General features: G+C 68.5%; 22 protein-coding genes. 16 read left to right on the top strand and 6 right to left on the bottom strand.

Going from position 1 to position 25,851, the window contains the following annotated elements; translation table 11 throughout:
• Positions 1-20: 20 nt before the first annotated feature.
• The 4 genes from aroE (at position 21) to BLP83_RS11480 (ending at position 2,659) form a co-directional block, all read left to right on the top strand.
• The gene (aroE, locus tag BLP83_RS11495) at positions 21-863 is read left to right on the top strand and encodes a shikimate dehydrogenase (RefSeq protein WP_091242796.1); all 843 of its coding nucleotides are present in this window, start codon (positions 21-23) and stop codon (positions 861-863) included.
• Positions 864-881: 18 nt separating this feature from the next.
• The gene (locus BLP83_RS11490; protein WP_218121245.1) at positions 882-1,142 is read left to right on the top strand and encodes a YkgJ family cysteine cluster protein; all 261 of its coding nucleotides are present in this window, start codon (positions 882-884) and stop codon (positions 1,140-1,142) included.
• A 42-nt stretch (positions 1,143-1,184) separates the two neighbouring features.
• Positions 1,185-1,565 (top strand): VOC family protein, encoded by a 381-nt coding sequence (locus BLP83_RS11485; protein ID WP_091242793.1) that lies wholly within the window; start codon positions 1,185-1,187, stop codon positions 1,563-1,565.
• Positions 1,566-1,891: 326 nt separating this feature from the next.
• Positions 1,892-2,659, top strand: coding sequence for a MipA/OmpV family protein (locus BLP83_RS11480; protein WP_091242790.1), 768 nt, complete (start codon positions 1,892-1,894; stop codon positions 2,657-2,659).
• Between the two features lie 80 nt (positions 2,660-2,739).
• Here BLP83_RS11480 and BLP83_RS11475 read toward each other — a convergent pair whose 3' ends face one another.
• Positions 2,740-3,216 (bottom strand): copper chaperone PCu(A)C, encoded by a 477-nt coding sequence (locus tag BLP83_RS11475; protein ID WP_176764160.1) that lies wholly within the window; start codon positions 3,214-3,216, stop codon positions 2,740-2,742.
• Positions 3,217-3,377: 161 nt separating this feature from the next.
• Here BLP83_RS11475 and BLP83_RS11470 point away from each other — a divergent pair, with 161 nt between their 5' ends.
• The 4 genes from BLP83_RS11470 (at position 3,378) to BLP83_RS11455 (ending at position 9,308) form a co-directional block, all read left to right on the top strand.
• A complete protein-coding gene (locus BLP83_RS11470; protein WP_091242786.1) occupies positions 3,378-5,123 on the top strand; it encodes a delta-60 repeat domain-containing protein in 1,746 nt (581 codons plus the stop codon).
• A gap of 162 nt (positions 5,124-5,285) precedes the next feature.
• Positions 5,286-5,930 (top strand): ECF-type sigma factor, encoded by a 645-nt coding sequence (locus BLP83_RS11465; protein WP_176764159.1) that lies wholly within the window; start codon positions 5,286-5,288, stop codon positions 5,928-5,930.
• A 10-nt stretch (positions 5,931-5,940) separates the two neighbouring features.
• Positions 5,941-8,451: a serine/threonine-protein kinase gene (locus tag BLP83_RS11460; RefSeq protein ID WP_091242783.1), complete on the top strand. Its 2,511-nt coding sequence runs from the start codon at positions 5,941-5,943 to the stop codon at positions 8,449-8,451.
• 89 nt (positions 8,452-8,540) lie between these two features.
• The gene (locus tag BLP83_RS11455) at positions 8,541-9,308 is read left to right on the top strand and encodes a hypothetical protein (RefSeq protein WP_091242781.1); all 768 of its coding nucleotides are present in this window, start codon (positions 8,541-8,543) and stop codon (positions 9,306-9,308) included.
• A 956-nt stretch (positions 9,309-10,264) separates the two neighbouring features.
• Here BLP83_RS11455 and BLP83_RS11450 read toward each other — a convergent pair.
• Complete coding sequence (locus tag BLP83_RS11450; protein ID WP_091242779.1) at positions 10,265-12,469, bottom strand: peptidase domain-containing ABC transporter; 2,205 nt, start codon at positions 12,467-12,469, stop codon at positions 10,265-10,267.
• A gap of 233 nt (positions 12,470-12,702) precedes the next feature.
• Here BLP83_RS11450 and BLP83_RS11445 point away from each other — a divergent pair, with 233 nt between their 5' ends.
• From BLP83_RS11445 to BLP83_RS18715, 3 genes are read left to right on the top strand one after another with little or no spacing between them, the layout of a single operon-like run.
• Positions 12,703-12,906, top strand: coding sequence for a Blp family class II bacteriocin (locus tag BLP83_RS11445; RefSeq protein WP_143006659.1), 204 nt, complete (start codon positions 12,703-12,705; stop codon positions 12,904-12,906).
• 35 nt (positions 12,907-12,941) lie between these two features.
• Positions 12,942-13,130: a Blp family class II bacteriocin gene (locus tag BLP83_RS11440; RefSeq protein ID WP_091242774.1), complete on the top strand. Its 189-nt coding sequence runs from the start codon at positions 12,942-12,944 to the stop codon at positions 13,128-13,130.
• A 51-nt stretch (positions 13,131-13,181) separates the two neighbouring features.
• The gene (locus tag BLP83_RS18715) at positions 13,182-13,382 is read left to right on the top strand and encodes a hypothetical protein (protein WP_176764158.1); all 201 of its coding nucleotides are present in this window, start codon (positions 13,182-13,184) and stop codon (positions 13,380-13,382) included.
• A 1,177-nt stretch (positions 13,383-14,559) separates the two neighbouring features.
• Here the strand turns inward: BLP83_RS18715 and BLP83_RS11435 are convergent.
• Complete coding sequence (locus BLP83_RS11435) at positions 14,560-15,810, bottom strand: HlyD family secretion protein (RefSeq protein ID WP_091242772.1); 1,251 nt, start codon at positions 15,808-15,810, stop codon at positions 14,560-14,562.
• A gap of 312 nt (positions 15,811-16,122) precedes the next feature.
• Between BLP83_RS11435 and BLP83_RS11430 the strand changes: the two genes are divergently transcribed.
• Positions 16,123-16,302: a hypothetical protein gene (locus BLP83_RS11430; RefSeq protein ID WP_091242770.1), complete on the top strand. Its 180-nt coding sequence runs from the start codon at positions 16,123-16,125 to the stop codon at positions 16,300-16,302.
• A 288-nt stretch (positions 16,303-16,590) separates the two neighbouring features.
• Positions 16,591-16,773, top strand: coding sequence for a hypothetical protein (locus BLP83_RS18710; RefSeq protein WP_176764157.1), 183 nt, complete (start codon positions 16,591-16,593; stop codon positions 16,771-16,773).
• A gap of 672 nt (positions 16,774-17,445) precedes the next feature.
• On the opposite strand, the gene aceE is transcribed toward BLP83_RS18710, so the two are convergent.
• Complete coding sequence (gene aceE, locus BLP83_RS11420; RefSeq protein WP_091242768.1) at positions 17,446-20,139, bottom strand: pyruvate dehydrogenase (acetyl-transferring), homodimeric type; 2,694 nt, start codon at positions 20,137-20,139, stop codon at positions 17,446-17,448.
• 362 nt (positions 20,140-20,501) lie between these two features.
• Between aceE and BLP83_RS11415 the strand changes: the two genes are divergently transcribed.
• The gene (locus BLP83_RS11415; RefSeq protein ID WP_176764156.1) at positions 20,502-21,281 is read left to right on the top strand and encodes a helix-turn-helix domain-containing protein; all 780 of its coding nucleotides are present in this window, start codon (positions 20,502-20,504) and stop codon (positions 21,279-21,281) included.
• A gap of 45 nt (positions 21,282-21,326) precedes the next feature.
• Here BLP83_RS11415 and fabR read toward each other — a convergent pair whose 3' ends face one another.
• On the bottom strand, positions 21,327-22,004 hold the full coding sequence (gene fabR / locus BLP83_RS11410; RefSeq protein WP_091242763.1) for an HTH-type transcriptional repressor FabR: 678 nt from the start codon (positions 22,002-22,004) through the stop codon (positions 21,327-21,329).
• 65 nt (positions 22,005-22,069) lie between these two features.
• Here fabR and BLP83_RS11405 point away from each other — a divergent pair, with 65 nt between their 5' ends.
• On the top strand, positions 22,070-23,326 hold the full coding sequence (locus tag BLP83_RS11405; RefSeq protein WP_176764155.1) for a flavin reductase family protein: 1,257 nt from the start codon (positions 22,070-22,072) through the stop codon (positions 23,324-23,326).
• Positions 23,326-24,459, top strand: coding sequence for a fatty acid desaturase family protein (locus BLP83_RS11400; RefSeq protein ID WP_091242760.1), 1,134 nt, complete (start codon positions 23,326-23,328; stop codon positions 24,457-24,459). The genes BLP83_RS11405 and BLP83_RS11400 overlap by 1 nt, the downstream gene beginning before the upstream one ends.
• Positions 24,460-24,504: 45 nt before the next feature.
• Here the strand turns inward: BLP83_RS11400 and BLP83_RS11395 are convergent, their stop codons facing one another.
• The gene (locus tag BLP83_RS11395) at positions 24,505-25,833 is read right to left on the bottom strand and encodes an aminopeptidase P N-terminal domain-containing protein (protein ID WP_425389009.1); all 1,329 of its coding nucleotides are present in this window, start codon (positions 25,831-25,833) and stop codon (positions 24,505-24,507) included.
• Positions 25,834-25,851 lie beyond the last annotated feature (18 nt).

Below are 25,851 nucleotides of genomic sequence, written 5' to 3'. Positions count from 1 at the left end.
TCCGCATCGAGGAGCCTGCCATGACCCAGCACTTCGCCGTCTTCGGCCAGCCGATCAGCCATTCGCTGTCGCCTTTCATCCACGCCGAGTTCGGCAAGCAGTGCGGGATCGACCTCGACTACCGCGCCATCGAGGCCAGCCCGGAGGACTTCGCGACCGCGATCGCTGCCTTCGCTGCCGCCGGTGGCCGCGGCGCCAACATCACCCTGCCGCACAAGGAGGCCGCCTATGCCCTGTGCAAGGAAGTGAGCGAGTACGCCTTCCACGCCGGCGCGGTGAACACCCTGATCCGCCAGGGCGACGGCTGGCTGGGCGACAACACCGACGGCGCCGGCCTGATCCGCGACCTCACCGAGCGCGAGCGCCTCGACCTGCGTGGACGCCGCTGCCTGATGATCGGCGCCGGTGGTGCGGCGCGCGGCGTCGCCCCCGCGTTGATCGAAGCGGGCGTGGCCGAGCTGATGATCGTCAACCGCAGCCCGGAGCGCGCCGACAAGCTGGCCGACATCCTTGGCGAACCCGACCGCGTCAAGACCCGCTACTGGCAGGACATGGGCGAGCAGGGCAGCTTTGAACTCATCATCAATGCCACCTCGGCGGGGCGACTCGGCGGCAGCCTCGACCTGCCCTTCAGCCTGCTGGCGCCGCGCGCGCTGTGCGTGGACCTCAGCTATGGCGAGGCGGCGATTCCGTTCCTGTCCTGGGCCCGCGCCGGCGGCTGCGAGCACGCGGTCGACGGCCTCGGCATGCTGATCGAACAGGCGGCGGAGAGCTTCCTGCGCTGGCACGGCGTGCGTCCGCAGACCGACGAGGTCTATGCCGCCCTGCGTGCCCGCGCCAATGAACTGCACACGGCGGACTGAGCCGATGCCGCAGAGGCCCTGCCGGTGATCGCCTGCCGGGCCGGCTGCGGTGCCTGCTGCATCGCGCCCAGCATCAGCAGCCCGATCCCCGGCATGCCGCAGGGCAAGCCCGCGGGCGTGCGCTGCGTGCAGCTTGATGAGAAGAACCGCTGCCGGATCTTCGGGCAGCCCGAGCGGCCGGCGGTGTGCTCGGCCCTGAAGCCCGAGCCCGCGATGTGCGGCGCGGATGCGGCCGAGGCCCTGGCCTGGCTGACGCGGCTGGAGCGGGCGACGCGCTGAGTCGCGCCGCGCAGCCCCCCCACCGGCGCGAGTGCAACGACCATGACATCGAATACCGGCGTGCTGATCTACGCCAAGCAGCTTGAGCGCATGTCGGAGTTCTACCAGCGCGTGCTGGGCCTGCGCGAAGTGCATGCCGATGAGATGCATCGGGTGCTGAGCGGCGCCGACGCGCAGCTCCTGCTGCACGCCCTGCCGCCGCAGGTCGCCGCGCAGGTGGTGATTGCATCACCGCCCGAGCCGCGCGAGACCCAGGCCATCAAGCCCTTCTTCACCGTGCCCAGCCTGGCCGAGGCCGAGCGCGAGGTCGAAACCTGCGGGGGGCGCCTCCACGGCCCGATCTGGCCCGGCCCCGGCCTGCGCGTGCGCAATGTCTGCGACCCCGAGGGCAACATCCTGCACCTGCGGGAGCGGGTGGGCTGAAGCCCGAGCGCGCGATGTGCCGCCCCGACCTGATCGAGGCCCGGCGTTTCTTGCGTGGCTGGAGCGGGCAATGCCTTGAGGGAAGTCACGCGGCGGCCGGCGCCCAGCACGCGCACCACAGGAAGACCATTGACGCCATGCCCCTGATTCGGGCGAACCGAGGGTCCGCGCAGGGTGCACCGCTGGCGCACTGGGCAGGGCGACAGGTGGGGGTCCTGCGCTGGCTGCGATCCGCCCGCCCACATGCGCTCCGCAGGCAAGCTTGACGCCGCCTTGCCGCCGGCCCCCTCAGGCTCCGCATCTCCTTCACTGTCCGGCGCCTGCCCATGTCCTTTGCCAGCCCGCTGGCTTCGCTCGGCCTGCTTGCCCTGCTTGCGTTGCCCTCTCCTGATGCGCAGGCCCAGAACGATCGGCGCGGCCCGCCGACCTGGAGTGCTGGGGTCATGGGCATCGTTCGCGACACGCCCTATCGCCAGGCCGACAGCGACAACATCCTTGTGCCTTTCGTGCAGTACGAGGGCGAGCGGCTGTACTTCCGCGGGCTCAATCTTGGCTGGAAGCTCGACCCTGGCGCCGACATCCAGGTCGAGCTGATTGCCCGCGCCCGCCTCGACGGCTTCGAGGCCGAGGATTCGCCGGTCTTCGCCGGCATGGCCGAGCGCGAGCGCTCGCTGGAGCTCGGTGCCTCGGCCAGCCGCGCGCTCGGCCCGGGCCGCATCGAGTTCGCGGCGTTCACCGACGCGCTCAACCGCAGCGGCGGCCAGGAGCTGGACCTGATGTGGCGCGGCGACTTCGGCCAGGGGCCCTTCCGCGTGCAGCCCGAGTTCGGCCTGCGCTGGCAGAGCGAGGATCTGGTCGACTACTACTTCGGGGTGCGCGCCGACGAGGCCACCGCGCTGCGGCCGGCCTATCGCGCCGACTCGGCGCTGGTGCCGCGGATCGCGGTGAACGCGCTGGCGCCGCTGGGCGGCCAGTGGAGCCTGTTCGCGCGCGTGTCCTTCGACGATCTGCCCTCGGAGATCACCGACAGCCCGCTGGTCGATCGCGGCAGCGAGCGTCGGGCCTTCATCGGCCTGGTCTACGGCTTCCGCTGAGGGGCGCAGGCCGCGCGGCGCTTCAGGTCTTCGCGCGGGAAATCGCCGAAGCGCCGCTTCGGGCGGCGCCTGAGCTGCCGTCAGTGCTGGGCGTGCGCGCCGGCCGGCTTGCCGCTGCGATCCGCCACTTCGAACTCGACGGTGATGGATTCTTCGCCGTCGAAGCGCAGGGTGACCGGAATCCGCTCGCCTTCTGCGAAGGCCGGCTCCGGGTTGAAGAACATCAGGTGCTCGGCGCCCGGCTTCAGTGTGACCGTGGCCCCGGCGGGAATCTCGATGCCGTCGGGCAGGCGGCGCATGCGCATCACACCCTCGACCTCGGTCATGGTGTGGATTTCCATGCTCGACGCCCGCGGGCTTTCCGCGCCGAGCAGACGGCGTGTTGTGTCGCCCGCGTTGTGGATCTCGACATAGCCGCCGCCGACGCGCGCGCCGGGCGGCATCGGCCGCACCCAGGCGCCGTCGAGGTGCAGCGTCGACGCCTCAGTGGCGACAGCAGGCGCCGCTGGCAGCAGGGCGGAGAGCAGCAGGGAACAGGCGAGGGCGCGAAGCAGCATGGCGGGCATCCACAGGGCGATGCGCGCGAGCCTAGCGTCGGCGGCGTGAATGGTCGATGGGACACGATGTCGCAGGGGCAAGGGAGAGCCCCTGAGCGGATGTCGGGATTGCCGTTTGGACTGCGTATCCCGCACATCCTCCCCTTCGCGCCGAGCCCCGCATGAACCTCGCGCTGCGCGTCCTGCTTCGCCTGACCCTTTCGTCGCTGCCGCTGGCCGCGCTGCTGCCGGCGACTGCGCAGGCCCAGTTCGATCCCGAGGGCGTGCAGTACCTGAGCCCTTTCGGCGAGGCCAACAATGCGTTGGGTGCGGCGCTGGCCGTGCACGCCGATGGCAGCTATACGGTGGCGGGAACCGCCATCCAGCGCGGCGAGGTCGCCCCCGTATACCTGCTGGCGCGCCGCGTCGCGGCCAATGGCAGCCCCGACCCGAGCTTCAACTTCAGCCTGCAGCACGGCGCCGCCATCAATCTCGGTGCGCGCAGCCTGCTGGCCCTGCCGGACGGCGGCGTGCTGCTGGCCTACACCCTGGCCAACCCGGACTCGCCGAGCGACAGCTTCACGCGTGTGGTCAAGCTGGATGCCGACGGCGACCCCGCGCCGGGCTTCACGCCCTTCGTCTTCGATCCGACGCTCGGCGCCGACGAGGCCCACACGCTGGCCCTGCAGGCCGATGGTCGGATCCTGATGGCCGGCAGTCAGCCGTCGCTGAACGGCGGCGGTGAGCGGCTGGCGGTGGCGCTGCGTCTGGACCCGAACGGCAGCCTCGATACCAGCTTCGCCTCCGACGGCTTCTTCCGTCAGCCCGGGCTGCCCAGCCCCAACCAGTTCCAGACCTTCCTGCCGGAACCCGCCTTCAGCGGGATCGGCCTGCTGGCCGACGGACGCATCCAGCTGGTCGGCACCGCCAGCAACTTCCTGACCGGCCAGAGCGAGCTGCTGATGCGGCGCCTGCGCGCCGACGGCAGCGTCGATCCTGACTTCAACGGCGGCGAGCCACGGCTCTACGCCCATCGCCGCGCCAGCAACACCGGCCTGCGCACCGTCGGCAGCGCGGCCGATGTCTCGCCCGAGGGGGTGATCCTGGTCGGCGGCTTCAGCACCGCCGGGGGCAGCAACGCGCCCTACCTCTGGCAGTTCGATGGCAACGGCCAGCTGATGGCCTCGGCCTCGGAGGAGCTCGACAACTTCCACACCGTTCGCGACGTGCAGCTGCTGCCGAATGCCGGTGCCGTCGCCGTGGGCAGCTACACCGACGCCAGCGTCAGCGGTGCGCTGGTGGCGGTCTATCCGCAGGGGGTCGGCTTCAGCGGCGGCTTTTTCGGGCGCTTTGCGTCCAGCGCCCGCGATCACAGCCTCTCGGCCCTGGCCTATCTGCCCGACAGCGCCCAGCTGCTCGGCTTCGGCACCGGCATCACCGAGATCGGCGGACTGTTCTCCAACCGCTGGGTGCTGACCTTGGATGCCCTGCCGGCACTCGACCTGCTGCCGAGTCTGCCGCCCACCCTGCGCTTCGAAGGCGTGGCGCCGGGAGCGATGGTCGACAGCGGCGCGCTGAGCCTGCCGGGCGTCAGCGACTTCGTGCGCGTGCCGCTGCGCGTGCGGGCCGGCACGCTTGAAGTCGGGGGAGTCGACGTCGACAGCCCGGATGAAACCAGCCCCCGTCTGCTCTGGGCCAACAGCGGCGGCAGCCCGGCGGCACTCAGCCTGCGGCTGCGCCATACCGCCGCCCCGACGCTGGGCGTCGAGACCGTCACACGACTGCAGGCCGGCGGCGTGGTCCGCTCGCACAACCATGCGCTGACCGTCGGTGCCATCGGTGAACTCCGGATGGAATCGCTGACCGGGCAGGGCAAGGCCGTCTTTGCCGATGGCTTCGAGGTCGAGGCGAGCCCCGTGGCTGACTGAGCCATCCGCAGAATTCCCGACTGCGAAGTGGCCCTGATGCCCCGCCGGCATGGGGCTGTACTGGTGGATTGATCGATCGCCTGCCGCGGCTGCGAGTAGACCTGGTGAGCCCGCCGAACCAACCGCATGGGCTTGGGCGTCGACACTGGGAGGATCGCCACGATGCTAGTCTTGCACTCCGAATCGCCTGAACTTGTGGCGGCCGTGGCTGAAGAACTACCTCCCGGGCGTGAGGCTGCCATCACCGCCCTGCTGGCCGACTGGCACCGTGGCGACCGGTCTGCCGAAGATCGCCTTGTGCGCAGCATCTACCCGGTGCTGCGCGACATGGCGCGTGCCCAGGTGCGACGCAACTCGCGCGTCCTGACCCTGAGTGCCACCGAGCTGGCCCACGAGGCCTACGAACGGCTGGCGCCGCAGAAGGTCGTGGATTGGAAGAATCGCGACCACTTCTTCGCGATTGCCGCGACCGTGATTCGCCGCGTGGTGGTCGACTACCTGCGCGAGCGCAGCGCCGAGAAGCGCGGCGGTGGTTTGCCCTTCGTGCAGTTGGAGGACGTCGCCCTGGGCGAGCTGCCGATGCAGCCGGACATGGTCGACTGGCTGGCTGTGGACCAGGCGCTGACCGAGCTCGCGGAGTCTGACCCCGACTGCGCCAGGGTGGTTGAGCTGCGCCTGTTCTCCGGGCTTGCAGTCGAGCAGATCGCAACGGTCATGGGCTCCTCAACCGCCACCGTTGGCCGCCAATGGCGCTTTGCTCGCACCTGGCTGGCGGAGCGCCTCGACATCCCGGACGCCCCGCGTTGACGAGGTCGCCTTGAGTTCGAGCACGCGAGATCCGGATCGCCTGAAGCGGTTGCTGCAGCTGTTCAACATCGCGGTGGACATGCCGCGGGGCGAGCGCGAGCGCTACATCGCTTCGCAGACGGGTTCCGACACTGCGCTGCGCGTCGAGCTTGAGCGGCTGATCGCGCGCGATTTGCGTCTGCGTGACGCGCATACCGTGTCCGCCCTTGAGCGCCTCACCGGTGACTTCGACGACCCCTTCGAAGAGCGCGACTACAGCGGTCAGACCCTGGGCCGCTACCTGCTGGGAGAGGAGATCGGACGCGGAGGCATGGGGCGTGTCCACGCCGCCCGCCGCACCGATGGCGAGTTCGAGCAGGAAGTCGCGGTCAAGCTGGTCAGCCGGCAGATGGTCAATCCTGCGCTGCTGCGCCGCTTCTCCAGCGAACGACGCATGCTCGCGGCGCTGGATCACCCCGGCATCTGTCGCCTGCTCGATGCCGGCAGCGCCGAAGATGGCACGCCCTGGGTGGCGATGGAGCGCGTGCGCGGGGAACCGATTACCCGCCACTGCGATGTCCGCGGACTGGACCTCGATGCCCGCCTGCGCCTGTTCCGGCAGGTGCTCGCCGCCTGTTCGCACGCTCACCGCAATCTGATCGTCCACCGCGACTTGAAGCCTTCGAACATCCTGGTCGATGCCGCGGGTCAGGCCAAGCTGCTCGACTTTGGCATCGCCAAGCCGCTGGACGCCGCTGGTGACCAGGTCACCGGCACGGCTGAGCGCTACTTCACGCTTTCGCATGCGGCGCCCGAGCAGTGGCGGGGCGAACCCGTCACGGTCGGCTGCGACGTCTATGCACTCGGCGTGCTGCTTTACGAGCTGCTGTGCGGCAGCCCGCCCTTCGACTTCGAAGGCCTGAGCCCGGGTCAGATCGAGCGCTTGATCCTGCATACGCCGCCCGAGGCTCCGAGCCGGCGTGCCAGCCAGGCGGCGTCGGTGGTCGCGCTCGCGCGCGGGCACGTGCGGCCTCAGTCGCTTGTCCGCAGCCTGCGCGGGGATCTCGACGCCATCGTGGAGCGCGCGCTCCGCAAGGGCGTCGGTGAACGCTACGCCACGCTGGAGCACTTCGATGCCGATATCTCCGCCTATCTTGAACAGCGCCCGGTCAGCGCACGCGGCGGACAGCACTGGTATCGCCTGCGCAAGTTTCTGGGCCGCCATCGCTATGCCGTGGCCGGCGTGGCGGCGGGCTGTATTGCCGCCCTTGTTCTCGGTGCGGTGATCCTGCAGCAGACGATGGAGGTGCGCCGCGAACGCGATCGCGCGGAGCAGGCCATCGACTTCCTCAAGGCCGCGTTCTACGCCGCCGACCCTGCACGCAGTGCGGGCGCCGACCTGTCGGCACGCCAGGTGATGGCGGCGGCACGTGCCGATCTCGACAGTCTGCGCACGGTCCAGCCCGAGCTCTACGCGAGCCTGGCCGGAGTCATCGCGGACGTCGAGCTCGGTCTCGGCCTGTCGGAGAACGCCGCAGGCCTCGCCGCGCAGGCGCTGGCCACGGGCATCGCCACGCCCGCGGAAGCGCAGGCGTTGCGGCTGCTCAAGGCGCGTGCGGACACGCTCGGCGACCGCCTGCAGGCCGCCCATGCGGCGCTGCATGACTATGTGGAGGCAGGCGGCCCCCAAACCGCGGAACTGCATGTGGTGCGCGGTACCCTGGCCGTGTACGAGCGACGCTATGCAGAGGCCGAGGCCGACTTCCGTGCCGCGCTGGCGGCCGGCAACGACTCCGTCTGGACCTTCCACGCCAAGCTTGAACTCGCCTACCTGCAGCGCCTGCAGGGTCGGGACGAAGCCTCCCTGGCGACCCTGGACGCGCTACTGGCCGAACAATCCGTCCTGCACTCCCCGGGACATCCGAACCTGACGCGCGCTCGTCTGCGGCGCGTCGAGGTCTTGCGCCGCCTGGGGCGCGTCGATGCTGCGATTTCCGAGGCGCAACGCGCTGTTGACGACATCGTGAGGGCCTACGGGCGCGAGGTGCCGGTGTATGCCGCAGCGCTCAATACCTTGGCCAATGCCCTGGACAGCACTGGCGATTCGGCGAGGGCGGTTCCGGTGCTCGAGGAAGCCGTAGAGCTGTATCGCAGCCAACTTGGCCCGGAGCACGGCACCACCCTGCGCGCGCAGTACAACCTGGCGCTGTCGCTGGCGCGCAGCGCACCGATGGATCCGCGCTCCGACCAGCTGTTTGAGGAAGTCTTGGCGACCGGGCTGCGTGTCTTCGGCGAGTCGGGCCAGACCTTGGCTTTTTTCCGTGCGGGAATGGCGGATTCGCTGCTGCAGAGGGGCCGGGCCGATGAGGCACTCCGCATCCTCATGGCCGTGCCCAGGCCGATGCTGGAGCAGGCGCCAGCACCGGTGCGCGAACTGCTCCGCCGCATAGTGGCGGACGCCTGCGTGGCCAGCGAAGCGAAGGGGACTGACGCCTGCCTGCGCGCCCGACGCGTGCTTGCATCGGGCGTGTCGTCACCCTGATCGATCGGCCCTGCCGGCTGCGAGTAGACAAGCACGGCCGTAGAAGCCGTGATCGTGTTGCCATCCCGTCCAGCCATCGGAGATCCGCCGTGTCGAACCTGTCCCTCCAGCCTTCCACCCTCGTGATGCTCAGCCTGGCAACGGTGTCGGTGGCCCATGCCGAAGTCCGTGAGGACTGGCGCTGTGATCGGCCCGCTCACTTCTACCCGCCGATCGGCTGCGCGCTGTGGGGCGACAACCTGGACGAGGGCCTGTGTACCTCCTACCTGGCCACGGGCAACTGGCATTGCCTCAGCAGCTGGACGCCGATGCCGCGTGGCGGCGGTTACGAAGACCACGAGATGATGCTGAAATCACTGCCTGCGCTGAGTCTGCCGCTGCCCGTCGAGTTCGCCTTGCATGACCCTCGCGATTCCGGTCGCAGCCTGCGTCTGGCGCTGGACTCCCAGGCACTTGGCTACGGTGTCGGCAGCAGCCTGCCGGTGCTCGAGCTGCAGGCGATGGACGGCAAGCGCAGCGGCGTTTCGCTGCAGATCGAACGTGATGGCCATGGCGGCTTCGAGCTGCTGGTGCGCGCCCTTGGCGAGAGCCGTCCGCTGGCGCGCCTGCCGCTCGCACAGGGTCGCAGCAGCGTACTGGTCGACTGGCGCATCGACGAACTGAACGGACCGCAGTTGAAGGTGTCCAGCGGCCAGCAGAGCGTCGAAGTCGGTCTGCCCACGCTGGACGCCAACACCCGCCTGCAGCTGTGGCGGAGCCGCGGCCTTGAGCTGCATTTCGACGTGGGCGCCCGCAGGCCCGAGGGCGGCAAGGCTGCCAGCGCCGAAGGCAGTGGGCCCGAGATGCAGCAGCGCTGAACGTCCCCTCGCGTGCGCCGGCGTCCGGTTGTGCACTGAGTAATGCGGTCCGCGCGGCCCTCTGCAGGGCGCGCGTTCCGCAGGTCCGGAAGAGCAATCGGCAGTACGAGCGTCGTCCTGGAAGGGACGAGACGAGCCCCCTTCGGAGCCTGCTGCCCTCAAACAGGTGTCCACAGCGTTCAGCAGATCTTCGTGGCAGCCCCGGACCTTGCGTCCGGGGCTTTTGCGTTTCAGCGGCTGCGATTCGAGTGCGCGTCGGTGCGGATGCGGCGGGCCGCCTGGACAGATGCGAGCCGCTCCGGATCGGCGATGCGGCAGGACAGCACCAGGCAGGTGTCGCAGGACGCTGCGCCCGACTGCCGCGCCTGCCCACCGTTCGCGTCCTCTGCGCGGCGGCATCGTCGACTTCCACAGCCGCAGCGCCCCGCGTGCGAGCACGGGACTCCGACGCGCAGATTGACGGGGCCGTTGCCGCGCCCGGTGCTGCGCGGTCAGACATAGTTCGGCAGGACTTGTCCGCCACGAGGCAAGCGCGCTTGTGCCGTTTGGGCATCAGGTTGCGGCTCGTCGACGGCCCGGCCGCGTCCGCCAAGGTTTCTCCGCTCCCCGTAGAGGGGGATTGGCTTGCCCGTTGACCAGCGCGCTCCCATCGAAGCGCTTGGATCAGTCGCGTCGCGTGATCCGCACTGCCTAGCAAACGGTGGCTGCCACTGGCCCCGCGCATAGGGCGAGGACACGCACTGCACGTGCGCCCGCCGATCGTGGTTGCAGCAGCGTAACCAATAAGCGTGGGGCGCCGGGCTCTTCAGCAAACTCAACCTGTGAGGTGCTCGGGTCGAGGCGTCCGCGACCCGTATGCAGCCCGGCAACGGGCGTGACGCAAGACCGGACGTCAGCAGCGGGAACGCAAGCGGCGGCGGTCAGGTTGCCCCGGCCGGGAAGCCGGTTGGCTGGCCTCAACTGGCGAGGGCGGTCGCGGCCGGAGCCGCTGCGGCCTGCTGTGACCCCTGCGAGAGCGGGTGCTGGCCGGCCTCAGCCGGCCGCAGCAGATCGCGTGGGCGGAACGTCTGGACGATGCGGCCACCGTGCATCACCACCACGCGGTCTGCGCTGTGAATGGTCTCCGGACGGTGGGCGATGATGATGCGGGTGACTTGCATCTGCTTCACCGCATCGTTGACGAGGCGCTCGCGCTCGACGTCGAGGTGGCTGGTGGCCTCGTCGAGGAACAGCAGCCTGGGCTGGCGATACAGGGCGCGCGCCAGCAGCACGCGCTGCTTCTGGCCGCCTGAAAGCGATGTGCCCATGTCACCGATCAGTGTGTTGTAGCCCATCGGCATGGCGGCGATGTCTTCATGCACCGCGGCCATGCGCGCCGCGGATTCCACGCGCTGCTGATCGACTTCGGGATCGAACAGGGCGATGTTGTCGGCCAGCGAGCCCGCGAACAACTGGTCCTCCTGCATCACCGCGCCGAGCATGCCGCGATAGCGCCGCATTCCGATGCGCTGCAAGGGCTGGCCATCCACCAGCACTTCGCCCTGCACCGGCTTCAGCAGGCCGAGCATGAGCTTGAGCAGGGTCGTCTTGCCGCAGCCCGAGGCGCCGATCACGGCCACCGATTCGCCTTCCTCGATTTCCAGATCGAGGTCCTTGACCACCCAGGGCTCGCCCTCGGCATAGCGGTAGCTCAGGTTCCGCACCGACAGCGTGGCTCGAAGCTCAGGGCCCGTGAACTGGCGCAGTTCGGCCTCGTCCGGTTCGGGCGCGGTCAGCGCGATGTCGGCGAGGCGCTCGCCATGCAGGCGAAGCATGCGCAGCTCGAAGAGCTTTTCGATCAGGGCCGAGGTGCGCGACGTGAACTGGTCCTTGTAGGCGAGGAAGGCCACCAGCATCCCGACCGAGAACTGTGCGTCAAGCACTGCGAGTGCGCCCAGCCAGATCACCACGATGCGTTCTGCGCCGAACAACAGGCGGTTGGCCGCGCCGAACCCTACGCCCAGGCGCACGATCGAGAACTCGCGATTGGCGGTGTCGACATTGAGATTGAAGTAGCGACCGCGACGGTCGGCGGCGCGATCCGCGAGCTTGATGGTCTGGACCCCGCGCACCGACTCCAGCAGGTGGCTCTGCGCCTTCGCGCCGCAGACGATCTGCTGCTCGGTGGCCTCGCGCAGCGGCGCATACAGGGCCAGCCTGAGCCCCAGGTAGAGCAGCACCGCGCCGACCGCGACGGCCGCCAGCAGGGGCGCATACAGCCACATGACGACGAGGGTGACCGCGCCAAGCAGGCCATCGAGCAGGGCTTCGATGAAGCTGGTGGTGAGTGCCCGCTGGATGGCCTGCAGCGAGCCAAAGCGAGAGACCACGTCACCCAGATGGCGCTTTTCGAAGTAGTCGATGGGAAGCCGCAAGAGGTGCGCGAATACGTTGGCGGTCCACTGCAGGTTGAGATGGATGCCGAGGTAGCCCACCGCCCAGCTGCGTGCCGCCGAGACCGCGGCCTGGAAAGCGATCAGCATCAGGAAGGCCACGCCCAGCACGGTGACCAGGCTGCGGTCGGAGGTCACCAGCGCGTGGTCGATCATCCACTGCATATGGAAGGGCATGACCAGTACGAACAGCTCGAGCACCAGCGCCAGCGCGAGAATCGTGACCAGCGCGCGCTTGAGGCCGGACACCTGGCCGAGCAGCTGGCGCAGCGTCACCCGCTGGCGCGCTTCGCCGGCGCGGAAGTCGGCGCCGGGCTGAAGCTCCAGCGCGACGCCGGTGAAGTGGCGCGAAGCCTCCTTGAGGCTCAGCGTGCGCTCGCCGTGCGCGGGATCGAGGATCACCACCCGCTTGGAGTCGACCGACTTGAGCACCACGAAGTGGTTCAGGTCCCAATGCAGCACGCAGGGCGCTTTCAGCTGTCCAAGCTCGTCGAGCTCCAGCCGCAGCGCGCGCGCATTCAGACCCATGCGACCCGCGATGTCGATCAGCCGCACCAGGTTCGCGCCCTTCAGTGACAGCGAGTGTTGCTGACGCAGGGTCGGAAGGTCGGTAGCGAGTCCGTGGTAGCCCGCCACCATCGCCAGGCAGGCGAGGCCGCATTCTGCGGCCTCGGTTTGCAGGATGGGGCGGAGGCGGGAGCGGCCCAGGATCGGGGATGCATCAGTCATGGCGGGTGGCCGGCGGGGAACTCTCCCCTCTACTCGGAACGCGGCAGCTTCGCCGCTCAAAGCAGCCTCTCGCGGCGCTGGGACGCCTGCGCACCGTGACCGATGCGGGGTGGGCAGCAGCGTTTGATCGATCGGCCGTTGCAGACGCGAGTAGATGCCTGGGGGGCGACGAGAAGCACACGGACTCCCCTCAATGTCGTTTTATCAATGAACAGCCGTGAAAAGGAAACAACATGCATAGCGCAACCCACTTGAACACCCGTGAGCTGAGCTTCAGCGACATTGCCGCCGTCTCTGGCGGTTCCTACGCCCAGGCCTGCGTGACCGGCGCAGGCGCCGGCAGCTTCATCGGCGGGCTGATCGGAAACCTTCCCGGCGCGGCCGCCGGTGCGGTGATCGGCTGCGGCGCCGGCATGCTGCTCCAGGCCATCAATTGATCCAACCCATCCCAACATTCCAAGGAGTACACATCATGCAGACCCTCTCGAACATCCAGCTGGAACAGGTCGGTGGCGGCAACGAGTGCCACGTCAACACGGTTGCTGGCGCTGCCATGGTCGGCGCGGGCGTCGGCTTTCTTCTGGGCGGCCCGATCGGTGCTGCTGCCGGCGCCATTTCTGCCGGCGGTCATGCGCTGATTGGCTCGCTGATCTTCTGCTGATCCACTGCGTCGGGTCGGGCCTCGCGGCCCGGCCTGGCCAGGGAGGTGTCCATGCCTCATGTATCCAAGGGACAGCGCCTTGCAGCCATCGTGGTTCGCGCCCTGGTGTCGGCATTCCTGGTGTGGTGGGTTGCCAGCTACTGGTGGCCAATCGCTGGCTTCTGGGCCGTCTGCGTTGCAGGCTTCCTTCTGGCCGTCTTTGCGGAGGCTCCTCTGGCCAAGACCAAGGATGGACTCGCAAACAAGGCGTAGCGTCAGCGATCAACCCGCGCGTTCTACCGCATAGACAATTTGCAGTCGACGCCATCATCGTCGCGATGGCTCGCTTGCAGGCGGAATCAAGGCTCTCGGTTCCACCGAGGGCCTTTTCGCGTTGATTGGCGTGGGCGGCGCCACAAGACCTCTTGTGCCTGCGAAGGCGCGTCACTCTGCCCCGCCGCCTCCGGCTGCGCCGGGCGCTGGAGTTCGTCCGCGCATACGCAAGACGCCCCTGCCATCGCAGAGCCGCGAATGAGCGCGCGGATATCGGCCGAGATGCACGCTGGCGCGAATACCAGTGCACGGCTGCATCTCGCCGAAGATAGGCGGCTCGCGTGCTGTTGCGCATGCGCCGCACCGCATCTCGCCGGCGTAGTCCGCGCGCCGCTGCGCCGCATCGCCAGAGAGGTGGCCAGGCCAAGGCGCCAGCGGCAACATTCAAGCCGGCATCCACGGTGGCCTGGCGACCTGTCCTGCGCATTGCTTGGCGACATGACCGCGCGGATGCCGCTGGGCTACCGCGTTTGAGTTCCAAGCCCGCGGCAGAGGTGCCGGACTCTCTCTCAGGCGAGAGACCCGCCGTGGCTGGCGCTCAACGACGCACAGGACAGTACGCAACGCAGCAGGTTGACGACTCGCGGCCCAGCGCGGCGCTGGCGGATCCGATTGATGCAACCGCGTGGGTGCCCGGGTGGAGGAGCGTTCACCGCTTGCAGCGGCGCGGTTGAGGTGCATACGAAGTCGCGTCGCGAGCCGCTGATCGCAAGCTGGAGGCCCGCGCTGCCATGGCGCTTGCCGGGGGGGCTGCCTCAACACCCGGCCGAAACCCAGGCGCCAGCCTTTCCTTGCGGAGCCGCTGCGCCCAGCCGCCGCCGGCTCTGTGCCGGGCCTCATTGACCATCGACGTTGGCACCTCGCCGATCGCGAGCGAACGCTTGCGCCGTCGCGGCGTCACACTGCGCAGCGGCGGGGCCGGAATGGCATGGGGTCCTCGTGCGAGGACGGTGCATGGGCTCTTGGGGCAATACTGATCAAGTCCCTACTGGCTTTGATCAGTGGTCGCGAGTCCGGCACAGGTCCGGACTCGCTTGCGCCGGATCAAGCATCGCGTGCTCGATCCGCAAGCGCGCCCTCCATTGCGCGCGACAGCGTTGCGTTCTTCTGCGTTGCCCTAGACCTTCGCTGCCGCGGCAAACAGCGGCTCCAGCACCCACTCGTACAGACGCCGCCGCTCAAGCAGTACGTCCGCTTCCAGCACCATCCCCGGGCGCAGGGGCTCATCACGGCCGTAGGCGCGCACATGCTCGGAATCGAGCTCGACAATGATCCGGTACATCACGTCCTGGCTGGTGGACAGCCCCATGGCATCGAGCTCGGCCGGACTGAGCGCATTGCGCGAGATCTGCAGGATGCGGCCGTGCTGGTGACCGAACTTCTGATACGGGAAGGCGGGGTAGCGCAGCTGGACCTCGTGCCCTTCCGCAAGAAAACCGATGGCGCGACTGGGCGCGTAGACGTGGGCTTGAAGGCGCGAGCCGTCCGGGACGAGATTCGCAACCACCTGTCCTGCGCGCAGGCTCTGGCCGGGCAGGACGAGCAGCGCTCCGATCACGCCGTCGGCGGGCGCCTTGATCACTTGGTCGAGGCGCGCCGCATTCTCGGCGGACTCCTGTCCGACCATGGCGAGCTCGCGCTCGATCGCGCCCTGCTGGGTCGCCGCGCGCAGCGGCAGTTCGGTCAGCTCCTGCTCCAGTGCCGCTATCTCGCGAGCCAGTGCCAGGCGCTGCTGACCCATGGACTGTGTCTGGGCCTGTTGTTCAAGCATGGCTTCACGTGACTGTTGCACTTGCAGCTTGGAGACGAAGCCGCGCGCGGCCAATTCTTCGAAGCGCGCGAGGGTCTCACTTGCGAGTCGTGCGCGTTCGCTCTGGGTCTGCAGCGCGGCCCCCAACTGTTCGCGCTGCGCACGCGCGGCCGAAAGTCTGGATTGTGCGCCGGCCAGCTGCTCTTCGTGCAGTCGCTTCAACTGCTCCAGGTCGCGCCGCAGGCTGCGCTGCCGGGTCGCCAGCTGTTCACCGATCTCGCTCTGGGTGCCGCCGCTGCGGCTGACGCGTTCGCCCGAGACGATGGCGATGACGTCGCCCGCGCGTACGCGGTCGCCCTCCTGCACACGCCGCTCGACGACCACGCCCGCGTTGGGGGCCGTCACCGTGATCAGCCCTCGATCGGGCACCAGCTGGCCGCTGACTCTGGCTTTGCTGCTGTAGTTGCCGAACACAAGCAGGGCCAGCAAGCCAAGGCCAACGAAGGCTGCGCCGACCGCCAGCAGGCGCAAGGCCGGTGGCTGTGCCAGTGCGATCGAACCCATCCAGTTGCTGCGCTGGCTCTCGATGGCTTCGTGGCGGAACAGAGGAGTGCTCATGAGGTGGGCCCATATGGAAGAGATACCCCTTCACTCGGGATCCGGAGTCGCGACGGATCAGGGCGCTGACGCTCGCGCTGCCCGCGGTGCTGCAGGTTGCCTGGACACCCGTCGAAGGCAGGCGCAGAGCGAGCCGCCGTGCGACGTCGGATGGGCTGTTGCGCCTGTCCGAGGCTTCAATGCGTGTGATTCGTGAAATGAACAGTGATCGACAGGCTCCTGTCGCTGCGAGTTTGTGCTTCGAGAGCCTGATCGAACTGTTCGCTCTCCAAGCGGTGCAGCGCTTCCCAACCAGATTCAAGGAGACACGTCATGCAAGACCTGAAGACCCATGAAACCGATGCCGTTGGCGGCGGGGACCAAGCCGAAGGCCGTTTCCAGCCGACCCTGACCGGACTCGGCGACGGCGGACCAGTGGTAAGGGCTGAGGCACTTCCGCCGCCGTTCGAGTACCTGCCGGTCGAGCCGGTGCGTCCGCCCGTCTTCTACTGATAGGCGTTCGAATGAAAGCTTTGTTGAAGAACGAAACCGCACGCATTGGCGGTGGGCTCAGCCTGCCCCAAGCCACGCCTGTGCCGTTGCCCTATCCGTGCGAGCTGCCTTGGACGCCGCCTGCGCCAGGGCCGATCCACGCCCCCTGGCATCCGCTGCCGCCGCAGCAGCAGCACTGAGCCAGACCGTTTCATCGTGACCTGGCGCGCACGCAGCCTGCGCCAACCCGCCTTCGCGGCCGTACTCGTCAAGCGAGCATGGAGCAAGGCCATCAACAGAGGAACTGCAATGAAGACGCTCGATCTCGAAGCCATCGCCGCCGTCAGCGGCGGCACCGTGTATCCCTGGCCGAACCCGTATCCGTATCCGGATCCGTTCCCTTTTCCCAACCCGCTTCCGTGGCCGTTCCCGACGCCGTCGCCGATTCCCGGTCCGTGGCCGAACCCCTACCCTGACTTCTCGCAGCTGTGATGCTGCGAGTCCCATCGGAGGTCAAATGAAGAGCTTGAGCACCGAGGACATGATGAATGTGGCCGGAGGCTGGGAAGGAGCTCCGTGGTATGGCCCCTTCGAGGTCTATCGACCGGGGCAGCCTATCGATCCGACAAGCCCCTGGGCGCCGCCGATTCCCGGATATCCGGTCTAGGGAAGCTCTGATTCCTCAGAGCCTTCCGCGCGCCAGCGATGGTGCTTCCGCTAATCAGGCACGCAAGCGCTTGGTTCAGCGTGAGTGAGTACGGAGATGTGCCGGACTCATGAGGTCTGAACAACCCCCGGATGGAGTTGTTCAGACCTTCCCTGGGTCATGATCGAAGGGCGCGGCATTGGCCGACGCCTTGGCCGCCAGGGCTTGCCCCGGATCTGCGACTGTCCATCCAGTCCCGATTCGACTCGACCCATCCTGACTCCGCGGTCTCCTGTCCGGCTCCATTTGGGGTTGGGCAGGCCTCTCGGGTTCGGCAATGGCCCTCGGGATGCGGCAGCCGCACGGCCGGACGGTCGCGGCGCTCGATCAGCCGGATTCACAGTGGCCCGGGATGCCCTATTGGCTCCGCGTCCACCGTGGCGGGTGGTCGTCGGCAAAACGACATGGGGGGCACCTCGCGGTGCCCCCCATGTCGTTTCGAACCGCGTTGATCGTGCTCAGACGTGACTGGGATTGGGCTTGTCGGCCTGGATGCCGAACTCCTTGATCGCCCGCGCCACGTCCTTGGCGTTCATCACGCCCTCCTCGGCCAGCGCGCAGATTGCCGCGTGGGCGATGTGGAAGCGGTCGACTTCGAAGAAGCGGCGCAGGTTGGCGCGGGTGTCCGAGCGGCCGAAGCCGTCGGTGCCGAGCACGGTGTAGCGCATCGGAACAAACGCGCGGATCTGGTCGGCGAAGCCGCGCACGTAGTCGGTGGCGGCGATCGCCGGGCCCGCGCGGCCTTCCAGCAGCTGGGTCACGTAGGCCTTGCGCGGCGGCTTCTCCGGGTTCAGGCGGTTGTGGCGCTCGGCGTCGAAGCCGTCGCGACGCAGCTCGGTGAAGCTCGGGCAGCTCCAGATGTCGGCGCTGACGCCGAATTCCTTCTCCAGCAGCTCGGCGGCCGCCATCACCTCGCGCAGGATCGTGCCGGAACCGAGCAACTGCACATGCGGCTTCTTGCTCTTGCTCTTGGCCTTGCCATTCTCGGCTTCCCGCAGCAGATACATGCCGCGGATGATCCCGTCCTCCGCGCCGGCCGGCATTTCCGGGTGCGCGTAGTTCTCGTTCATCAGGGTCAGGTAGTAGTACTCGTCGACCTGCTCCTCGATCATGCGGCGCATGCCGTGCTGCAGGATCACCGCGACTTCGTAGCCGAAGGTCGGATCGTACGGACGGCAGTTCGGGATCGCACCCGCCAGCAGATGGCTGTGGCCGTCTTCGTGCTGCAGGCCCTCGCCGTTGAGCGTGGTGCGGCCCGCGGTGGCGCCCAGCAGGAAGCCGCGCGAACGCATGTCGGCGGCCTGCCAGGCGGAGTCGCCGATGCGCTGGAAGCCGAACATCGAGTAGTAGATGTAGAACGGCAGCATCTGCAGGTTGTTGGTGCTGTAGCTGGTGGCGGCCGCCATCCAGCTCGAGAACGCACCGGCCTCGGTGATGCCTTCCTCCAGCACCTGGCCGGCGGCGTCTTCGCGGTAGTACATCAGCTGGTCGGCGTCGACCGGCTTGTATTTCTGGCCGTGCGGCGCATAGATGCCGATCTGCCGGAACAGACCCTCCATGCCGAAGGTGCGGGCCTCGTCGGCGACGATCGGCACGCAGCGCGGGCCGACCTGTTTGTCGCGCAGGATGATGTTGAAGGCCTGCACGAAGGCCATCGTGGTGCTGATCTCGCGGTCGCCGCTGGCCTTCAACAGGCGCTCGAAGGCGTTCAGTTCCGGAACCTTCAGCGATTCGCTGGCTTTCTGCCGGCGCTGCGGCAGCGGGCCGCCCAGCGCTGCGCGACGCGCCTTCAGGTACTGCACTTCGGGTGAGTCGGGGCCCGGATGGTAGAAGGGCACCTCGGCCAGCTTGTCGTCGGGCACCGGGATCTTGAAGCGGTCACGGAACGCGCGCACCGCCTCGTCGTCGAGCTTCTTGGTCTGGTGGGTCGGGTTGAGTGATTCACCGGCCTTGCCCATGCCGTAGCCCTTGACCGTCTTGGCCAGGATGACCGTCGGCATGCCCTGGGTCTTCATGGCGGCGTCGTAGGCGGCGTAGACCTTGTGCGGATCGTGGCCGCCGCGGTTCAGGCGCCAGATGTCCTCGTCGCTCAGGTTGGCCACCAGGGCCGCGGTTTCCGGGTGCTTGCCGAAGAAGTTGTCGCGCGTGTACTTGCCGCCGAAGGCCTTGCAGTTCTGGTACTCGCCGTCGACGGTTTCCATCATCAGCTGACGCAGCTTGCCGGTGCTGTCGCGGGCCAGCAGCGGATCCCAGTAGCTGCCCCAGACCAGCTTGATCACGTTCCAGTTGGCGCCGCGGAAGCTGCCCTCCAGCTCCTGGATGATCTTGCCGTTGCCGCGCACCGGGCCGTCCAGGCGCTGCAGGTTGCAGTTGATGACGAAGATCAGGTTGTCCAGGCCTTCGCGGCCGGCCAGCGCGATCGCGCCCAGGCTCTCGGGCTCGTCGCATTCGCCGTCGCCGAGGAAGCACCACACCTTGCGGTCGGTCTTCGGCATCAGGCCGCGGCCTTCGAGGTACTTCCAGAAGCGCGCCTGGTAAATCGCGCTGATCGGGCCCAGGCCCATGGACACGGTGGGCAGCTGCCAGAAGTCCGGCATCAGCCAGGGGTGCGGATAGGAGCTGATGCCCTTGCCGTCGACTTCCATGCGGAAGTGGTCGAGCTGGCTCTCGCTGATGCGGCCTTCAAGGAAGGCGCGGGCGTAGACGCCCGGCGAGGAATGGCCCTGCACCCCAATCAGGTCGCCGGGGTGGTCGGCGCTGGGTGCGCGCCAGAAGTGGTTGAAGCCGACGTCGTACAGGGTGGCCGAGGAGGCGAAGCTGGCGATGTGGCCGCCGAGCTCGCCCGGCTTGCGGTTGGCGCGCACCACCATGGCCATCGCGTTCCAGCGGATGATCGAGCGGATCCGCCATTCCAGGGCGGCGTCGCCGGGGCTCTTCGGCTCCAGGTGGGCGGGGATGGTGTTGACGTACTCGGTGGTCGGGCTGAAGGGCAGGTGGGCGCCGGCGCGGCGGGTCTGCTCGACCATGCGCTCCAGCAGGTAGTGGGCGCGGTCACCGCCATCGGCTGCGATGACCGCCGACAGCGCTTCGACCCATTCCTGGGTTTCGGTGGGGTCGAGATCGGTGTCGATCAGATCCTGCAGAACATTCATGGCGGCCCTCCGAAGGCTGCGGCTGTGCGCGGTGGTGTTCGAGTGGTATGCGTGTGGTCTGCAGTGCGGCGCCGCACGGCACGACCCTCGTCGCGCGGACGCGGACGAAACCGGCGCATGTTAACCGATGGCGCCGCCCGCGGGCCCTCTGTTGCAGAGCAGCAAACGCGTACCTGGGCGTATGGGGCAAGGGGCTGGGCGTGCGCGAATCGAGGCCGTTGCAGCTGCGCCGGTCGAGTCGTTTGAGATACCAATGCAGCGAGTGGTCTGCAGTCTGGACTGCCCGGGGTTTTCACGGGCATCTGCCTCTGCAATCCTGTCCCGCAGCCGGTCGCGGCGGTTGCGGTCCTTTGAGGCCATGCATGCACCAGACCTCCATTCCCGCGGCACCCTCACGCCTCCTTCCCCTGCGCCTGCGCGAGGACTGTGGCGCACTGCTTGTTCGCCAGCTGGCCGGGCCGATCGGCTTGAGGCCGGAGCAGATCGATGGACTCCATGCCCTGCACGGGCGCCATCGCCTGCTGCCGGCGGGCGAGACCCTGTTTCATCTGGGTGAGAACCTGGGCGCGCTGTTCGTGCTGCGGCAGGGCAGCCTGAAATCGGTGGCCATCGACGAGGACGGCAACGAGCAGGTCATCGGTTTCCATCTGCCCGGCGAGCTGATCGGCCTCGACGCGCTCGGCAGCGGGCGGCATCGCTGCCAGGCGGTGGCGTTGGAATCCTCGGAAGTCTGCGAGCTGAACATGGCCCAGCTGGAAACGGCGGCCCGCGAGGTGCCCGGCCTGCAGCATGGGCTGCTGCGCCTGATGGGGCACACGGTCGAGTACGACCAGGACCACCTGTCCATCCTCAGTCGGCCACAGGCCTTGGAGCGGCTGGCCATGTTCCTGGTCAACCTGACCGGGCGCCTGCAGGCCCAGGGCCTCGACGGCAAGCGCTTCACCCTGCCCATGAGCCGGGCCGAGATCGCCAGCTATCTGGGCATCGTCATCGAAACCGTCAGCCGCAGCTTTGGCCGCCTGCAGGAGGACGGCCTGATCCGCATCGCCGGCCGCAAGGTGCAGCTGCTGGACCTGCCGCGGCTGTGCGCCCTGGCGCATTGCACCCACCTCGTGTCTGAGGTCGGCGGGCGGCGGGCCTGAACCTGCGCGTGGCGGCGGCCGTCGCGGTGGCGGCGAGGCGGAGGCTCAGGCGTCTTCGCGCTCGGCCAGGCTGCGCGCGCCGGCCAGAATCATCCGCACCATCAGGCTCAGCTCCGCGATCAGTTCGGCGTCGCGCTCGCGCGGCGCGTCGATGGCGGTGGCCCCCATCGCGAACACCAGCCGAGTGATGGCGCGCGCGACTGCCCGGGGTTGATGCAGGCGCTTGCCCTGCGCCGCGTTGATGCGCACGAGGTCCGAGTGCAGTTCGTCCTCGAAGAAGCCCAGTTCGCGATCCACCGCGGCCTTGAAGGCGTCGGTGCCGGCCGTGCCCTCGCGCAGCAGCACGTGCAGCAGGCGGTCGTCGGCGCGCACCTGCTCGATGAACACCTCGATTGAACTGCGCACGATGCTGCTGGCGTCGCCGGCGCGCTTGCGCGCATTGCCGACGATGCGGCGCAGGGCCTCGCCGCTGAGTTCGATGAGCGCCACCGCGAGTTCATCGATGTCGCGGAAATGGCGGTAGAAGCTGTTCGGCGCGATGTCGGCCTCGCGCGCGACCTCGCGCAGGCTCAACGTCGAGACGCTGCGATGCGGGCCGATCAGCCGCAGGGCGGCGGCGATCAGGTCCTCGCGGGCGATGCTGGGCTTGCGCCCCGGCGTATGGTCGGCCGGGCGTGACGCGGAAGGAGGCAAGACGCACTCCGGCTGGGGGCAGGGCGCCATCTTAGCCGCCTGCATTTAAGGACGAGTATCTGCACACGCGTGCATATATGCGTATAGTGCAGCGCATGCCCGAGCCCACCGCCACCGCCCTGCTGCCCGAAACCCGCCCCGCGCGCGGTTCCGACACCTTCGCCTCGCGCCTCCCTGACGCCCTTGCAGGCCAGAGGGTGGGCCTTGGCCCTGCGGAGCACGACGCTGGCCTCGGTCATGCGCCCACGGTGTCGGCAGCTTCCGAAGCGGGTCGCGAACGTACCCGCAGCCGGCTCAAGCCGCTCGCGCGTCTGAATCCCCGCCACTGGCTGCAGCCCGCGGTCTTCGACTTCTGGGCGCGGCACATCGATCGCACGTGGTCGGCCGAACGCATCCTTGCCCGCGTGATCGAGCTCCGCGCCGCGTCCTCGCGGGCGACCACGCTGGTGCTGAGACCCAACCGCCACTGGCCCGGCGCGCTGGCCGGCCAGCATCTGGACGTCATCGTCGAAATCGCGGGCGTGCGCCATCGCCGCAGCTACAGCCTGTCAGCGCCGCCGCGCGCCGATGGCGCCATCGAGATCACCGTGGTTGAGGTCGAAAGCGGCCTGGTCAGCCCGGTGCTGGCGCGCATGACGAAGGTGGGCGCCGTGCTGGAGCTGTCCGCGCCCTATGGTGGTCTGCGCCTGCCGACCACTGCCGGCGCCGAGGCGCTGCTGTTGGCCGCCGGCAGCGGCATCACCCCGCTGCGCGCCCTGCTGCTGGAGGCGCTGGCGAAGGGCGAGACGCGCGCGATCACCCTGCTGTACTGGGCGCAGACCCGCGAGGAGTTGTGCTTCAGCGAGGAACTGCTGCAGCTCGCCAACAAGCATCCGAACCTGCGCGTCGCATTCCTGCTGACCCGCGACCCCGAAGCGCCCGCAGCACGCATCAACGCCGCGCAGCTGCAGACACTTGCGCCTGAACTTGCCGCGAGTGAAGTGCTGGCCTGCGGCCCCGACGGCTTCATCGCGCGAGCGCGCGAACTGTGTGCGTCCGCGCGCGACTTCCAGGCCGAGGGCTTCACCGCGGCCATTCCCATCGACTCGGATGCAGGCGCCGTCCGCGTGCGGCTCAAGCGCAGCGGGCTCGCGCTGGACCTGCCCACCGACCGCCCGCTGCTGCAGGCGCTCGAAGAAGCCGGGCAGACGCCGGCCTTCGGCTGCCGTCGCGGTATCTGCAACACCTGCAGCTGTGACCGCGTGGCCGGTGCCACCCGTGATCTGCAGAACGGCAGCCTGCGTGACGAACCTTCCACTCCCATCCGCCTGTGCGTGCACGCCGCCGCCGCGGGCCTTGTCCTGGACCTGTAATGCAGTACTCACCGCACAGCCGCGTGCTCGACGCCGCCCAGACCGAAGCCTTCGCCGCCGAACTCGACACCCTGCGCGAGCGTATTCGCGCCCAGCTTGGCGAGGCCGACGCGCGCCACATCCGCCGCGTGTACGCCGCCGTGCGCTATACCGGCTTCGCCGGCCGCGCCCTGCTGGTGCTGGGCGCCATCGTCAGCGGCCTGTGGCTGCCGGCCCTGCTGTGGCCGCTCTGCGGCCTCGGCGTGCTGCTGCTGGCGCTCTCCAAGATCCTCGAAAACATGGAGCTGGCCCACAACGTGATCCACGGCCAGTACGACTGGCTGCGCGATCCGGTGCTGGATGGCCGCCGCTACGAGTGGGACATCGCCGGCACCTCGGACAACTGGCGCGAGACCCACAACTACCGCCACCACACCTACACCAATGTGCGCGGCATGGACGAGGACCTCGGCTACGGCCTGCTGCGCCTGTTCCCCGAGCAGCGCTGGAAGCCCTTCTATCTGTTCCAGCCCCTGATCGCGGTGGTGTTCGCCCTGCTGTTCGAATGGGGCATCGCCGTGCAGAACCTGCACCTCGGCCGCTACTTCAAGGGCCGCATGAGCAAGGCCGAGCTGCGCGCCAAGTGGCAGCCGGCGGCGAAGAAGATGCGCCGGCAGATCGTCCGCGATTACCTGGTGCTGCCGCTGCTGGCCGGGCCCTTCTTCCTGCCGGTGCTGCTGGGTGCGATCGTCTCCAACCTGATCCGCAACGTCTGGACCTGGGTGGTGATCTTCTGCGGCCACTTCACCGCCGATGCGATCACCTTTCCGAAAGACGTGCTGCGCCACGAATCGCGCGGCCAGTGGTACCTGCGCCAGCTGCACGGCAGCTCCAACCTGCGCGGCGGCCGCCTGCTGGATCTCATGACCGGCAACCTCAGCCACCAGATCGAGCACCACCTGTTCCCGGAGCTGCCGGCCAACCGCTATGCGCAGATCGCGGTCGAAGTGCGCGCGCTGTGCGCCCGCTACGGCCAGCACTACAACACCGGCTCGATGCCGCGGCAGTTCGCCCAGGTGCTCTGGCGCATCCTGCGCCACGCGTTTCCCAGTCGTGCGGCGCAGCGCGAGAACAGCGGCCTGGCCACGGCCTGAGCCGGGCCCAAGAAGCAGAGGACAGCGCGGCGCTCGCGGCAGCGCTCAGGCCGCGCGCGCTTTCAGCGCCTCGATCGCGTCAATGTCCTTGGGCACCCCGCCAGTCAGCACCTCGTGCCCCTCGGCGGTGACGACCACATCGTCCTCGATGCGGATGCCGATGCCCTGCCATTTGGCCGCCACGCCCTTCGTGCCGGGCGCGATGTACAGGCCAGGCTCGATGGTCAGCACCATGCCGGCTTCGAGCAGGCGGTATTCACCGCCGATCCGGTAGTCGCCGACATCGTGCACGTCGAGGCCCAGCCAGTGGCCGGTCTTGTGCATGTAGAAGCGGCGGTAGCTCTCGTCGGCGATGCACTGTTTCAGCGTGCCGCGCAGCAGGCCCAGCGAGAGCAGGCCCTCCGTCAGCACCTCGACGGCGGCCTCGTGCGGATCGATCCAGCGCTGGCCCGGCTTCACCGCCGCGATCGCCGCCTGCTGGGCGGCGAGCACGAGCTCGTACAGCGCCCGCTGCTCGCGGCTGTAGGTCTCCGAGATCGGGAAGGTGCGGGTGATGTCCGAGGCATAGCCCTCGTACTCGGCGCCGGCGTCGATCAGCAGCAGCTCGCCGGGCTTGAGCGCGGCCTTGTTCGCCCGGTAATGCAGCACGCAGGCATTGGCCCCGCCGCCGACGATGGGCTCGTAGCTCGGCACCGCGCCGTGGCGACGGAATCCGCGCAGCAGCTCGGCCTCGATCGCGTATTCGTACAGGCCGGGCCGCGTTGCCTGGATGGCGAGCACGTGCGCTTCAGCGGCGATCGCCGCGCTGTGTCGCATCAGTTTCAGCTCGGCAGGGCTTTTGAACAGCCGCTGCTCGTGCAGCAGGTGGCCCAGCTCCATGAACTCGTGCGGCGACTCGGCGCCGTGGCGGATCTGCGCGCGCACGCGGTTCACCCAGCCGATCAGCTTGAGATCGAACTCGACCTCGCGGCCGAAGTGGTAGAAAACCCGCGAGCGGCCTTCGATCAGGCCCGGCAGGATGTCGTCGATGTCGCCGATGGGGTAGGCATCGTCGAAGCCGAACTGCTCGACCGCGCCCTCCGGCCCCGCGCGCGGCCCGTCCCAGGCTTCGCGCTCGGCGTCGCGCTCGCGGCAGAACAGCAGGGCTTCCCCATGGCTGCGGCCGGGGATCAGCACCAGCACGGCCTCCGGCTCGTTGAAGCCGGTCAGGTACCAGAAGTCGCTGTCCTGCCGGTAGGGATAGGTGCTGTCGCGGTTGCGGACGCGCTCGGCCGCGGCCGGCAGGATCAGAATGGCGTCGTCACCGGCCAGCCGCATCAGCTGACGGCGGCGGCGCACGTACTCGGCGGTGCGGATCGGGGCAGGGGCGCGCAGGGGGGCCATGGCGAGTCG

It is taken from the genome of Aquimonas voraii, from assembly GCF_900101825.1.
Lineage (GTDB): Bacteria > Pseudomonadota > Gammaproteobacteria > Xanthomonadales > Xanthomonadaceae > Aquimonas > Aquimonas voraii.
Note: the sequence above shows the minus strand (reverse complement) of the source record. Positions and strands in the feature narration are given on the sequence as shown.

What these genes read in the sequence shown, in the direction of transcription:
- aroE (WP_091242796.1), top strand. Translation starts at nt 21, where the DNA reads ATGACCCAGCACTTCGCCGTCTTCGGCCAGCCGATCAGCCATTCGCTG.
- BLP83_RS11485 (WP_091242793.1), top strand. Translation starts at nt 1,185, where the DNA reads ATGACATCGAATACCGGCGTGCTGATCTACGCCAAGCAGCTTGAGCGC.
- BLP83_RS11480 (WP_091242790.1), top strand. Translation starts at nt 1,892, where the DNA reads ATGTCCTTTGCCAGCCCGCTGGCTTCGCTCGGCCTGCTTGCCCTGCTT.
- BLP83_RS11475 (WP_176764160.1), bottom strand. Translation starts at nt 3,216, where the DNA reads ATGCTGCTTCGCGCCCTCGCCTGTTCCCTGCTGCTCTCCGCCCTGCTG.
- BLP83_RS11470 (WP_091242786.1), top strand. Translation starts at nt 3,378, where the DNA reads ATGAACCTCGCGCTGCGCGTCCTGCTTCGCCTGACCCTTTCGTCGCTG.
- BLP83_RS11465 (WP_176764159.1), top strand. Translation starts at nt 5,286, where the DNA reads ATGCTAGTCTTGCACTCCGAATCGCCTGAACTTGTGGCGGCCGTGGCT.
- BLP83_RS11450 (WP_091242779.1), bottom strand. Translation starts at nt 12,469, where the DNA reads ATGACTGATGCATCCCCGATCCTGGGCCGCTCCCGCCTCCGCCCCATC.
- BLP83_RS11445 (WP_143006659.1), top strand. Translation starts at nt 12,703, where the DNA reads ATGCATAGCGCAACCCACTTGAACACCCGTGAGCTGAGCTTCAGCGAC.
- BLP83_RS11440 (WP_091242774.1), top strand. Translation starts at nt 12,942, where the DNA reads ATGCAGACCCTCTCGAACATCCAGCTGGAACAGGTCGGTGGCGGCAAC.
- BLP83_RS18715 (WP_176764158.1), top strand. Translation starts at nt 13,182, where the DNA reads ATGCCTCATGTATCCAAGGGACAGCGCCTTGCAGCCATCGTGGTTCGC.
- BLP83_RS11435 (WP_091242772.1), bottom strand. Translation starts at nt 15,810, where the DNA reads ATGAGCACTCCTCTGTTCCGCCACGAAGCCATCGAGAGCCAGCGCAGC.
- BLP83_RS11430 (WP_091242770.1), top strand. Translation starts at nt 16,123, where the DNA reads ATGCAAGACCTGAAGACCCATGAAACCGATGCCGTTGGCGGCGGGGAC.
- BLP83_RS18710 (WP_176764157.1), top strand. Translation starts at nt 16,591, where the DNA reads ATGAAGACGCTCGATCTCGAAGCCATCGCCGCCGTCAGCGGCGGCACC.
- aceE (WP_091242768.1), bottom strand. Translation starts at nt 20,139, where the DNA reads ATGAATGTTCTGCAGGATCTGATCGACACCGATCTCGACCCCACCGAA.
- BLP83_RS11415 (WP_176764156.1), top strand. Translation starts at nt 20,502, where the DNA reads ATGCACCAGACCTCCATTCCCGCGGCACCCTCACGCCTCCTTCCCCTG.
- fabR (WP_091242763.1), bottom strand. Translation starts at nt 22,004, where the DNA reads ATGGCGCCCTGCCCCCAGCCGGAGTGCGTCTTGCCTCCTTCCGCGTCA.
- BLP83_RS11405 (WP_176764155.1), top strand. Translation starts at nt 22,070, where the DNA reads ATGCCCGAGCCCACCGCCACCGCCCTGCTGCCCGAAACCCGCCCCGCG.
- BLP83_RS11400 (WP_091242760.1), top strand. Translation starts at nt 23,326, where the DNA reads ATGCAGTACTCACCGCACAGCCGCGTGCTCGACGCCGCCCAGACCGAA.